This window comes from Mycolicibacterium sp. HS_4_1, from assembly GCF_054515875.1.
Genome location: NZ_CM137261.1, coordinates 42,236 through 54,393, shown reverse-complemented (window position 1 = coordinate 54,393; position 12,158 = coordinate 42,236). Strand labels below are relative to the sequence as shown.

Annotated in this window: 10 protein-coding genes; 2 read left to right on the top strand and 8 right to left on the bottom strand. The window is 63.8% G+C overall.

The window, feature by feature from the left end:
• Positions 1-4: 4 nt before the first annotated feature.
• Both ACX12F_RS00245 and ACX12F_RS00240 read right to left on the bottom strand, forming a co-directional pair.
• Entirely contained in the window at positions 5-1,423 is a 1,419-nt protein-coding gene (locus ACX12F_RS00245) for a DUF1254 domain-containing protein (protein WP_459367741.1), read from the bottom strand.
• 301 nt (positions 1,424-1,724) lie between these two features.
• Positions 1,725-4,292 carry a hypothetical protein gene (locus ACX12F_RS00240; protein ID WP_459367740.1) on the bottom strand — a complete coding sequence of 856 codons (2,568 nt, stop codon included), beginning with the start codon at positions 4,290-4,292 and terminating at the stop codon, positions 1,725-1,727.
• A gap of 326 nt (positions 4,293-4,618) precedes the next feature.
• Here ACX12F_RS00240 and ACX12F_RS00235 point away from each other — a divergent pair, with 326 nt between their 5' ends.
• On the top strand, positions 4,619-5,857 hold the full coding sequence (locus ACX12F_RS00235) for a PucR family transcriptional regulator (RefSeq protein ID WP_459367739.1): 1,239 nt from the start codon (positions 4,619-4,621) through the stop codon (positions 5,855-5,857).
• A 95-nt stretch (positions 5,858-5,952) separates the two neighbouring features.
• Here the strand turns inward: ACX12F_RS00235 and ACX12F_RS00230 are convergent, their stop codons facing one another.
• The 3 genes from ACX12F_RS00230 to ACX12F_RS00220 all read right to left on the bottom strand — a co-directional run bounded on the left by ACX12F_RS00230 (position 5,953) and on the right by ACX12F_RS00220 (position 7,859).
• A complete protein-coding gene (locus ACX12F_RS00230; RefSeq protein ID WP_459367738.1) occupies positions 5,953-6,408 on the bottom strand; it encodes an SRPBCC family protein in 456 nt (151 codons plus the stop codon).
• Positions 6,409-6,640: 232 nt separating this feature from the next.
• Positions 6,641-7,504: an NAD(P)H-binding protein gene (locus ACX12F_RS00225; RefSeq protein ID WP_459367737.1), complete on the bottom strand. Its 864-nt coding sequence runs from the start codon at positions 7,502-7,504 to the stop codon at positions 6,641-6,643.
• Positions 7,491-7,859 (bottom strand): VOC family protein, encoded by a 369-nt coding sequence (locus ACX12F_RS00220; protein ID WP_459367736.1) that lies wholly within the window; start codon positions 7,857-7,859, stop codon positions 7,491-7,493. Before ACX12F_RS00220 ends, ACX12F_RS00225 begins: the two co-directional genes overlap by 14 nt.
• Positions 7,860-7,921: 62 nt before the next feature.
• Here ACX12F_RS00220 and ACX12F_RS00215 point away from each other — a divergent pair, with 62 nt between their 5' ends.
• Positions 7,922-8,371, top strand: coding sequence for a MarR family winged helix-turn-helix transcriptional regulator (locus tag ACX12F_RS00215; protein WP_459367735.1), 450 nt, complete (start codon positions 7,922-7,924; stop codon positions 8,369-8,371).
• A gap of 169 nt (positions 8,372-8,540) precedes the next feature.
• Here the strand turns inward: ACX12F_RS00215 and ACX12F_RS00210 are convergent, their stop codons facing one another.
• The 3 genes from ACX12F_RS00210 to ACX12F_RS00200 are packed head-to-tail and all read right to left on the bottom strand — an operon-like array spanning position 8,541 to position 12,155.
• On the bottom strand, positions 8,541-10,277 hold the full coding sequence (locus ACX12F_RS00210; RefSeq protein WP_459367734.1) for a dipeptide ABC transporter ATP-binding protein: 1,737 nt from the start codon (positions 10,275-10,277) through the stop codon (positions 8,541-8,543).
• On the bottom strand, positions 10,277-11,236 hold the full coding sequence (locus ACX12F_RS00205; protein WP_459367733.1) for an ABC transporter permease: 960 nt from the start codon (positions 11,234-11,236) through the stop codon (positions 10,277-10,279). Before ACX12F_RS00205 ends, ACX12F_RS00210 begins: the two co-directional genes overlap by 1 nt.
• Positions 11,229-12,155 (bottom strand): ABC transporter permease, encoded by a 927-nt coding sequence (locus tag ACX12F_RS00200; protein WP_459367732.1) that lies wholly within the window; start codon positions 12,153-12,155, stop codon positions 11,229-11,231. The genes ACX12F_RS00205 and ACX12F_RS00200 overlap by 8 nt, the downstream gene beginning before the upstream one ends.
• Positions 12,156-12,158: the final 3 nt, after the last annotated feature.

The following is a 12,158-nucleotide window of genomic DNA, read 5'->3' as shown; positions in this document are numbered from 1 at the left end:
CGGCCTAGCTTCTGAGTGCTTGGGGTGCTTTCCAGGTGCCGTTGAGCGCTTCTTCTTTGGGCAAGTACAGGCGCAGGATCATCTGGAACAGCCCGCTCGGCGCGGGCAGCCAGTTGGCCTCCTTGTCGGTGCCGGGCGACTGATTCTGCACGTAGATGGTGATGCCGCCGTCCGGGTCGTGGATGAGGCTGGGCAGCATGGGCGAGTTGATCAAGTACCGATTGATGGGGTTGGCCACCAGCAGGCTTTGCGGCATGTTGTACATCGTGATCGACCAGAACGAGTTGACCGGCGGCAGCTGCCCTGGCCCGAACCGCAGGGTGTAGCTGTTGGTGCCGGTCAACGGCGCCCCGGCGGAGTCGGTCGCGATCACCGGGTACATGGCCTCCTGCGCGACGTTGCCGTAGATGCCCAGCACCGCACCGGCCATCCGGTAGAGGTAGTTGTCCTTCAGTTCCGCGTGGGTGCCGAACAGCTGCCCGGAGGTGACCCGGCCGGTGTTGAGCTTGTCCTTCTGGAAGCTGGTCAGCTCGGCCCAGGCGTCGGCCATCCCGTCCCGCACAGCCTGCAGCGTCTCCTTACTCATGGTGTCGGGGTTGAAGTCCCCGTCGGGGCCGATGCCGATGGTGGCGAACCGGTCCCGCAGGTTCTTCTCGTCGGGGAGTACGGGCGCGAACTTGAGGACGAAGTTGAGGATCTGGAAGAACCTCGGCGAGGTCTTCTGTTCGTCCGGAGTCAGCGGGGCGACGAAGTCCAGGGGCGGGGCCGCAACGAAGGGCCGGTGCTCAAAGGCTGACAGCGGTTCGACGGTGTAGCCGGCCTGGATCTTCTTGACGTTGTCGATGTCGGCGGGATCGAACAGCTGGGTGCGGTAGATGACCACGGAAAAGTCGGTGTCCGAGCGGATCACGTCGTTGATCCCCTCGGGCTTGTCGCCCTTCCAGCCCGGCCCGGCGAGCAGGTACTTGCCGCCGCCGTTGCCGGTGGTGCGGCTGCCCACATAGGCGTAGTCGTGGGTGTAGCCGTCGACGAACTGCAGCGAGAAGTATCTGGCGGCGTCGATCGGCGGCACCGTCAGCACCAGGGGTTCGGCCCGCAGATCGGCGCCCAGCATCGTGTAGGGAGTGTCGGAGTTGGGGGTCTGGATGGTGGTGTCTTCGGGGGTGAATACCCGCGCGATGCTGTGCGTCTGGTTCCAGTCGCCCTCGTACTGCGGAGTGGTCTTGTCGACGAAGTAGGAATGCTGGACGCGATAGCTGTCGACCATTGGGAAGCCGTAGGTGTAGGCCTCTTTGGCGATCTCGCGCACCTGCTGCAGCGTCGGCGCCGAACTCGAACCAGCTTGCGGTTCAGCGGATTTGGCGCTGCAGCCCGTCGTGGCGGCCACCAGCAGCGTGGCCAAACCGGAAACCCAAGCCTTCATTCGTTTCCCTCCAAATCGATGCCCTTGCCCGTCGTGACACCGTAGGTCACGATCGGACGGTTCAGTCCTTCAGATGCGACAACCGTCCGGCCGTATCGATCCCTCATTTGTTGACAGGGACGCCGTCGGAGCGAAGTCAAGGCACTCCGTCGACGGTGCAGCAGGCAATCTTTCCCCGGTCACGCAACGTGCTCGCCGCGAGCACAGCACCGGGCGGCGACCGGTGCGGTGTTTCCAGCATTTGCGCGCAACCGGCCTGCACCCACACCGCGGGGCACAAGCCGGGTACGACCGCCTATTGTTACTTGGAATCGCTGGATTGCTTAGCGCTCGCCGACGAGCCGCCACCACTAGAGCCCGCGCCCTTCACCGCCGAGCCGCCGCCACTCGATCCCGCACCCTTGGACTCGGTCGAATGCTGCCCACCCGCCGACGAGGAGCCCGCACCCTTCGTCGACGTACCGCCACCACTAGAGCCCGCACCCTTGGACTCAGCGGAATGACCGCCCGCCGACGAGGAGCCCGCACCCTTCACCGACGAACCACCACCGGAACCTGCTCCCTTGGTCTCAGTCGAATGCTGCCCGCTCGCCGATGTCGAGCCCGCGCCCTTGGTCTCGGTGGAATGCTGGCCCGTTGTCGAAGTGGAGCCAGTCGACCCGGCATCTGTTGCCGTGGTCGGCGACGTGGCTGGGGTTGCCGCTACCGGCGCAGTCTCTGTCTTCACGGCAGCAGGCTTTGCTCCGGCCTCGGTCACGGGCGTTGCGGGGGCCGTAGGCGCTCCGGTCGTCGCTGGCGCCGCGGCCGGTGCCACCGGCGCGGTGCTTGCCGATGCCGGCGCACTGGCCGGGGTCGTAGTCGTATTCGCGGCCGGCACAACTGCAGACTTTGCCGCTGTGGCTGGCGGCTTGGCGGCCGCCGCGGGAGTTTCAGCAGCACCTGCAATGTTGGCCGGGCTGAGCAGCTGCACAACACCCGCCAGTCCACCGAACAACATGTTTGCTGCCGATTGATTGACCTGACCGAGCTGCCCCATTGCGGTCTGGATCGTCCCTAGCGAGAGTGGGGAGTAGCTCTTCGAGTTCGCTATCGCCACTGACAGGTCGTCTCGCGCATTGAGGAAGCCCGCAGTGATACTCGTGGCCGGGTCGACGAATGTTTGGTTGGCGAGCGTTCCCAGCCCTTGAATGCCGGCGCCCACTGCTTGCAATGCCCCGACTAGTTGGCCGGCTGTGAGTTCATGGAGTACCGACGCAGTGGTGTTGCCGACCAGCATGCCCAAGCGTAAGACAGCCAAAACTGCCGGTGCCATGATGTCCTGTGCGGCAAGGGGCAAGTTTCGGACAATGGCTGACAGGCTGCGGCTGGGGTCGGCCAAAACGGTGCGGACAAGGGACAGATAGTCCGGCGTGAGCGCAGGGTTCAGGACGCGGTCCAGGACCGACGGCACGTTGGGCTGGCTGCCGAATATCTCGTTGTAGGTGCTGGTACCGATGGCGGCCTTTATTTGATCGTTCTCCAGATTCCCCGTCACCCAACCGACCGCGGTGTTGTTCTGATCACGAAAATAGTTGTATTCGAAGAGGCGCTCTTTGAGCTTGGCCGCGTATTGCGCCGGGGTGACCGCCGGGGTATCTGCAGGCAGGTTCTTGAGGACATCGGCGATAGGCACGACTACAGCCGTGACCTGAGTGTTAGACGGGTTCCCCGCGAGGTTCTGGAATCGGAGAGAGATCGATCCGTCCGTCGTGCCGCCGGTGTTGAGCCAGTTCGCAACACCTGGATTCTGTGCGCTGACCACGTAATAGGTGTAGCCGTCACTTGACTTGAATACGTCGCTGCTATTGATGCTGCCGGTCGCGGTCGCGTACGGGAGATCTAGTTGCCAGGCATTGGAGAGTTGCGCACCGGTATATCCGGCCGCGACATCGGGCACCTTGACGATGAGCGCTTGATCTGGCTGCAGATTATAACGCCCGAGACTCGATAATTGGCCGGGCAAGATCGGCCCTCCGACAGCGGAGGTCGTTGGAGCGATAGGTTTGAACGTATTATCCGGGATCGAGGCGAACATCTTTTGAATTCCAAAATTGGTGACGCTGGAATTCAAGCCAGACAGGTTCGTGGCGATGTTGTTCAGTATCGATGAGATCTGGCTCTTCGATAGCACGGGGAGGGTGAATGTTGACGGCTCGCCCTGCTGCTGGAGGGTGATGCTGTCGTGCAGTAATCCCCAGTTGCCGACGGTATCGCGCAGGAGGAGCGTTTGGGCGCCCGTACTATTCACCCAGTTGCCCGGCTGTTGGTTCGGGCTCATGGTGATGGTGTACGAGCCGTCGGCATTGGGTGTGAATTGTGATAAATCGTAACTGAACCCGGTAGAGAGAAAGTTCCCATTCAAGCCGGTCCCTGACATTGGTACGAAGGTTACATCCTTTGTTCCGGCTTCTGGGTGGATGGTAATGGTGTAGGCCCGGGAGTCGATGGACGCAACGATATATTTATTGTCTGCATTTGGGTCGTTGAGAAATTGCAGTGGCTCGGTCGAGGGGGCATTCCAGGGAAACGCCTGGTACGCCATGTTTGGATCGTAATGATTGGTCAAGGCCAACTGGCTAAACGAGGCGGAGAGCCCGCTCGCCGCCAGGGCCCGTGTATAGGCGGGCAATGACGCGAGGTCCGACTGGGTGATAAATGAGTAGCCACTATTGGTGGCTGCGATTTGCTTTTCCGTAGCGATGATTTGATCTGTAATCAACTGGTAGCTACTCGACGTAAGCAAAACCGAACGCGACATGACTGCTTCACCAGGAGTCGATTGCGCGACGGTCAGCACCATCGTCATCGCGGCGGTCATCGCGGCGGTCATCGCGGTGCCGCCGGCTTTGCGAAGTCGCCGTGTCTGTGCTCGATTCAATCGGCGCTCAGCGGATGGGCAGCCCCGACTTTTTGCGCTGAATTGTTGCCCGATGAATCCAGCATGTGACACGCGGTTCTCCTCTGATGAATGCTGACGTTTCTTGCTGCGCTCGGACGGGAACGCGTTGCACGGAACGGCCGGCGAGCGTTCTCAGCTTGTTGGCAATCAACGCCCAGGTCAATAGGCAGCCTGCACACTTTCATCAGTTAGAATGATGCATGGTGCACTCACCTGGATATTCCTTGCCCGCCAGTTGGGACCCTCCCTCTGACCGTGTGCGGGAGCTGATCCGCCAGGCCGCCAAGATCGTGATCCATACTCGCCAAACCTTTTACGACGAGGTGAGCAGGCTGTCGCTGACCTCAAACCTCATGGCAAGTGTGTCCGGCCATTCGCTGGCCGACGATCCGATCGCTGCAGAGGCGATCACCCGCAGCAATCGGTCGAATCAGCTGCACTGGGCGGCAGCGAACATCAGTCACCCCGGCGAACCGGTTCCAGCCAACACAGATGCGGAGACCCTGGCGATCGCGCGTTACCTCGTTCGGCGCGGCATCAGTGAAGCCGCAGTGGTGGAAACTTATCGGCTGGCGCAGAGCATCTCACTGCAGTCCTGGATGAAGGTCGTATACCGGTTGACATCTGATCCCGAGGACATGCGGGAGCTGTTCGAAGTGTCTGAAAGATCGATCACCATGTTCTTGGGCGAGACGATTTCGGCGGTGCACCGCCAAATGCGGATTGAGCGTGACAATCTCACCAGCGAAGCCCACCCGGAACGCCGGGCAACAGTCATGCTCATTCTCGATGGCGCACCACTAGGTCGCGACGACGCCGAGCGCCAACTCGGGTACCAACTGGATCAGGGACACACCGCAGCCATCATCTGGGGCAATGAATCGGCCGCCAACCTCGCCGATCTCGACCAAGCCGCGGAATTGTTGATACACACCGTCCACGGGAGCCGCACCCTGTCCGTGCTGGCCAGCGCCGACACCCGTTGGCTCTGGTTACCCGGCACCAACAATCCCGACTTCTCCGGCATTACTACTGCGCTCGGCCAACTACCTGGTGTGCGGATCGCCATCGGTTCGACGGCAGCGGGAATCGAAGGGTTCCGGCGGAGCCATCTGGATGCGATCGAAACCCAGCGGGTGATGACGAAGGCCGGATCAACCCAACAGATCGCGAGCTTCGCCGACGTTCAAATCGTCGCGTTGCTCACCGCCGACCCCGAGCAGGCGAACCGCTTTATCAGACACACGCTCGGCGATTTCGAATACGCCGACCCGGAACTTCAGCTGACTGTGCTTGCGTACATCTACGAGCAATGCAACGCCTCGCAAGCGGCTGCACGCCTGTTCACCCATCGAAACACCCTGATGCGCAGGCTTATTCAAGCCGAAGCGCTGCTGCCACGACCGCTGGAAGGGGCGACTGTGCATGTTGCACTGGCATTGGAGGCGCTGCAGTGGCGAGACGCCGGGGGAAGTGGGCGGCTTCCCGTCGGATAAGCGGGTCGACCCCGATAGCTGGTGTCGCCACGTGCCCTGCGTTGGTTGGGTGGTGTGCGACGCTGACGGCTGAAACCGCCGCGAACGTCGCGCTGTTAGGGGGTCTCGACTTCGGACTTGATCCGGTTGAGTGTTGTGGTCATGTCCCGGATGTTGCGCCGGGTGCGCAACTGGCCACCGAAGATGCCGAACACGGTGTCGAGCAGGCCCGGCGTCATCCGGAAGGACTCGGTGACATCCGTACCGTCGCCGGCGGGCGTGAGGGCGTAGTGCCAGTTGTTTATCGCCTTGTCGCCGGCGAGCACCGCGAAGCCGAACTCACGGCCGGGCTCGCACGCCGTGACGCGGCACGTCGTCCAATAGATCGGCCCGATCTCGTTGCGCTTGACGTGGCCGCGGAACCGCGCGCCCAGTGCCGGTCCGGTCGCTCCGTCGAGCCATTCGGATTCGAACACCTCCGGCGAGTACTTCGGGGTGTTGCGAATGTCGGCAATCAGGTTCCAGACCCGATCTGCCGGGGCGTTCATGTGCACGGTGACCGAACCCTTCATGGCGCGATCCTATCGGTCAATGCCACCCGCCGGACTCATCAGCTTGTCCACGAATCGCTTGGGCGTGTGCGCGACTCGTGAATCTGTACACCGACAATGCAAATTCGAGACAAGCGGTGTGAGACGAGAAGCGAGACACCGCGAGCTCCGGCGATGGGTCGGGGAAGGGGAGGCCGGATTGGCTGTCTCGTTTCTCTGGAAATGAGTCCGGCGCTCAGTGGACAGCCGGCGTCTATGTGGAGTGAAGACCGTCGATTAGGCCTGCGGTGGGTCGGCCGAGGAGGGTCGTGAGGTCGTCGCCGAGTTTGGCGTACGCCCCGGCGGCGATGGTGGTGTCCAGGTCGACGAGGAATTCGGCGAGTTCGGCGGGGATGCTGTCGCTGGTGAGCATGGCTTGGAGGTCGCGGGCCGTGACGGGTTGATAGGTGACGTCGCGGCCGACCACCGTGGACATGGCATCGGCGATGTCGGCGTAGGTGAAGTTGGTGTCGCCGTTGAGGTGGTAGGTGAGGTTGTCGTGTCCGTCGGTGGTGATGACGACGGCCAGTGCTTCGCCGAGGTCCTTGCGGGTTGCAGCTGCGACGACGGCGTCGCCGGTGGCGGCGGCCAGGATGCCGGTGTGGCGGGGACCGTCGAGGGATTGCTGGTAGTTCTCGATGTACCACGTATTGCGCAGGATCGTATGAGTCAGCCCGGAGGCGGTCAGCGCGTCCTCGGTGGCTTTGTGGTCAGCGTTGATGCGGAAGCGGTCGTCGTCGGCTCGCAATCCGCTGGTGTAGTAGAAGTGGGCGACACCGGCGCGCTTGGCCGCCTCGATCACTGACAGATGCTGGGCGAGGCGATCTGGGTCGCTGCCGGAGATCAGCACGATATTGCGGTGGCGAGCGACCAGCTCGGCAACCTTTCCGGTGTCAGCGAGATCCACTGCTGCGACACCGAACCCGGCGGCCGCCAGCTCGTCGAGCCGCTCCTGGTTGCGGCCGACTGCGGTGATTGATCCGGGTGGGACATGTCGCTCGTCAAGTCCGGCCAGGACGTGGCGGCCCAGGGCTCCGGTGGCGCCGAAGACCAGGATTGAGCGCTCAGGCGCGGTCATGGAGGGTGACCTGGTAGCCGTTGGGGTCGGTGAAGGTGAACGTCCGGCCGAAGGGGCCGTCGAACGGGTCGACGACGATATCCGTGCCGCTTGCGACGAGGGCGTCATGGATGGCCTGCACGTCGGTGGCGCGCAGCCAGAGCGCGACGCCGATACCGGGTTGGTCGACGGCGTCGAGGTCGACCCCCTCGACAATGTCGCGCAGCGCGAAAGCGATCGGTGTGGTGTTGAAGACGACAGCGTGCGGGGGTCCTGCAGGTGAGCGGACAAGTCCGAGGTACCGCTCGTAGAACGTCTGGGCGGCGTCGAGGTCGCGGACTTGCAGGGAAATGAAATCTGGGCCGGTGACAGCCATGCTGGGTCTCCTTCGATGCGTGTCAGTTATCTGACATTAGGAATGTATGTCAGACTACTGACATGAGTCAAGGCGGCGGGATCGACTTGGAGAAGTCAGTGGGCTACCTGCTCAAGGAGGCGTCGACCGCACTACGGCAGGCTATGGAAGAAGTGTTGCGCCCCTTGGGGATGACGGTGACCCACTACGCCTGCCTGGAGCTACTGGCCCAGCGGCCGGGCCTGTCGAATTCTGAACTTGCGCGCGGCGCGTTCGTGACGCGTCAATCGATGAACGTGCTGCTGCAAGCCCTGGAACGAGACGGCGACGTCACACGGCCGACCCAAGCGTCCGTCGGAAAGATCCTGCCCGCCCAACTGACGCCGCGTGGTCGGCGCACCCTGAACGCCGCCAGCGCCGCCGTCCGCGCCGTCGAACTGCGCATGCTCGCCGACCTCACCGATAGCGAGCAGACAGCTGTCGCACATACCCTCCGCAAAATGGCCCAATCCCTACAAAGCAACGCACGCTGACACAGGACATCAGACGTCTGCTTTCTCTACGAACGAGACGCGACACGTTGGCGAGTTAGGGTGAAACAAGCTGCCAATGCGGCGGACGTCGATCTCCAGCCGAGAAGATCGCCGACAAATGCGCCGGCGGGTACGCCGAGGACGAGGACACCCTGGCTGCGCCCCTGGATCAGCCGGCGAGCTCGATCGTTCCGCCGGGAATCGCGTCGATCAACATTCGGGTGTAGTCAGATGTTGGGTTCTCGTACACCTGGTCGGTAGGCCCGGAATCCACCACCTCGCCGCGGGACATCACGATCACGTTGTGGGCGATCTCCTTCACCACCGCCAGGTCGTGGGTGATGAACAGGTAACTCAGGCCGAGCTCCTTCTGCAGCTCGCTGAGCAACGTGAGGATCTGTGCCTGCACCAGGACGTCCAGCGCCGACACTGCTTCGTCGCACACGACCACCTCAGGATTGAGGGCGAGCGCGCGGGCGATCGCAACGCGCTGCCGTTGACCGCCGGACAGCTCGTTGGGGAAGCGCTGCATGACCGACTGCGGCAGCGCGACCAGGTCCAGCAACTCCTTCACGCGGGCGGTGCGGGAGGACTTGTCCCCGATGCCATGGATGTTCAGCGGCTCGGCGATCGCCCGGTAGATGGAGTACATCGGATCCAGCGACCCATAGGGGTTCTGGAACACCGGCTGTACCCGGCGGCGGAACTCCTTCGCGTCGGCGCCGCGCAACGACGTGACGTCCTTCCCGTCGAAGTGCACCGTGCCCGAGGTCGCGTCCAACAGTCCCAGCACCATGCGCGCCACCGTCGACTTTCCCGAGCCGGACTCGCCGACCACCGCGGTGGTCGTCCCCCGCCGCAGGGTGAAACTGACGTCGTTCACGGCACGAAAAGTCGAACCGCCGCTGAAAGGGACGGCACCGCGGATCGGGAAATCCTTGACCAGGTTCGCCGCAACCACCACGTCCTGGGGGCCGGACGACGCGTACTGGGCGGGTTCGGCGACGGTGCCGGTGACCTTGAGCGGCAACGCCTGATCGCCGACGAGCCCGCCGTGGTCCAAGTCGGTGAGGGTCTTGCCGTGGGCACGCCGGGAGGCCAACGAGGGCGCCGCGCGCACCAGCCGCTTGGTGTACTCGTGGTGCGGGTCCTGCAGGATCTGCAGGGCGGGTCCCGACTCGACCACCCGCCCCTTGTACATGACGACCAGGTGGCTGGCGCGTTCCGCGGCCAAGCCGAGGTCGTGCGTGATGAGTAGGACCGCCGTGCCGAGCTCGGCGGTCAACGCCTCGAGATGGTCCAGAATCTGCCGCTGCACGGTCACGTCCAAGGCCGAGGTCGGCTCGTCGGCGATCAGCAGCTTCGGCCGGCACGCGAGCCCGATCGCGATCAGCGCCCGCTGGCGCATGCCGCCCGAGTACTCGTGCGGGAACTGATTGATTCGCTTGTCGGCGTCGCGCATGCCTGTCTCGCTGAGCAACGCGATCGCGCGTTTACGCGCGGCGCCCCGCTTCGCCGCGCCATTCGCCTGCAGGGTTTCGCGGATCTGGAAGCCGACGCGCCACACCGGGTTGAGATTGGTGTTGGGGTCCTGCGGCACCAGACCGATGCCACTGCCCCGGATCTTCTCGAAGTCGCGGCGGGACGCGGCGGCCAAGTCCTGGCCGTCGAACAGGATCTGACCACCGGTCACCTTGCCGGTCCCCGGCAACAGGCCGAGCACCGCGGCGGCCGTGGTGGATTTGCCTGACCCGGACTCTCCGACGATGGCCACCGTTTGCCCCGGGTAAACCGTGAGGCTCGCGTCTCGCACCGCGGGTACTGACTTTCCCTGCACCCGGAACTCGACCCGCAGGTCTCGGATGTCGAGCAGCGGCGCAGGTCCGTCCTGCGACGTCTGGGTCATCAGCGGGTCCTCGCCTTCGGGTCCAGCGCGTCGCGCAGCACGTCACCGAGCATCATGAAGGTGAGCACGGTGATCGCCAGCGCCGCCGCGGGGTAGAACAGGATCGGCGTGCCCTCGCGGAGTAGTTGCTGCCCGGCCGCAATGTCGATGCCCCACGACACTGCCGTGGACGGCAGTCCGATGCCGAGATACGACAGCGTCGCTTCGGTGACGATGAAAATGCCGAGCGAGATGGTGCCGACCACGATCACCGGACCGAGCGCGTTGGGTATGACGTGGGTGAACAGAGTGCGAACCCGCGACGCTCCCAGCGAGCGCGCCGCCGTGATGAACTCCTCGCCTCGGACCGCGATAGCGGCTGATCGGGCGATGCGCGCGATCTGCGGCCAGCTGAAGATCGCGAGCACGATCACCACGGTGAACACGGTGCGGGAGCTGATCACCTGCATCGTGACTACCGCCGCCAGGATCAGCGGGATGCCGAAGAAGATGTCCGACAGCCGCGCGATCACCGAGTCGATCCAGCCACCGAAGAACCCGGCTACGCAGCCCAGCAGACCGCCGATCAGGACCACGGCGATCGTGGTCAGCACGCCCACCGCCACCGAAGCACGGGCGCCGTAGATCGTTCGGGTGTAGATGTCGTAGCCCTGCCGGTCGGTCCCGAACCAGTGCTCGGAGCTGGGCGGGAGCAGCGACTGCTCGAGCGAACCGTAATGCGGGTCCTGACTGGTGAACAGTCCTGGAAAGAGCACGACGACCACGATCATGGCCAGCAGCACCATCGACACGATGAACTCCGGCTTGATGCGCAGCTCCAGCCACGCCGACTTCCAGAAACCGGCGGGCTCCACGTCGGCGTCGACCGCGTCGACTGCGGCCACGCTGACCGCGTCTGGGCCCGCGACGAAACGCTCCTGGCCGGGATAAGGGGTGGGTTGGGTCCGGGGCTCAGGCATAGCGGATCCTCGGGTCGAGGGCGGCGTAGAGCAAGTCGACCACCACGTTGGACGCCAGGTAGATGAGCACGAGCACGGTCACAAAGGACACGACGGTCGACGACTCGCCCCGGATCACCGCCTGATAAATGGTTCCGCCCACTCCTGGAATGTTGAAGATCCCCTCCGTGACGATCGCGCCGCCCATCAGAACACCGAGGTCGGCGCCGAGAAACGTCACCACCGGGATCAGCGAGTTGCGAAGCACGTGCACCACGATCACCCGCGGTCGGGACAGCCCCTTCGCCGTGGCGGTCCGCACGTAGTCCGCCGAGAGGTTCTCCGCGACCGACGAGCGCGTCAGCCGGACAACATATGCGAACGACACCGCACCGAGCACGAATCCGGGCAGCAGCAGGTGGTAGAGGTCGAGGTGGCCGCCGACGGTGACGGGGACGATCTGCCAGCGCACACCGAACAGGTACTGAGCCGCAAAGCCGATCACGAAGATCGGGACGGCGACGATGAGAAGCGTCACGATGAGGATCGTGGTGTCGAACCACTTTCCCTTGCTCAGACCCGCGAGCACGCCGAACGTCACACCGAACACCGCCTCGACGGCGATCGCGATGAGCGCGAGGTCGACCGTGACGGGGAAGGCGCGCTTCATCACGTCGAACACCGGCTGGCCCGAGAAGGAGGTGCCGAAGTCCAACCGGAACACTCCGCTGATGTAGTGCCAGTACTGCAGGTAGAACGGCTGATCCAGGTGGTACTGCGCGCGCAGCGTCGCGATCAGCGCGGGCGACATGGGCTTGCCGCCGCCCAGCGCGGAGATCGGGTCGGCGGGCAGCAGGAAGACGAGCGCATAGATCAGGAAAGTGGCGCCGAAGAACACGATCACCAGCTGTCCGAGCCGACTCAATCCGTATCTCAGCATCGG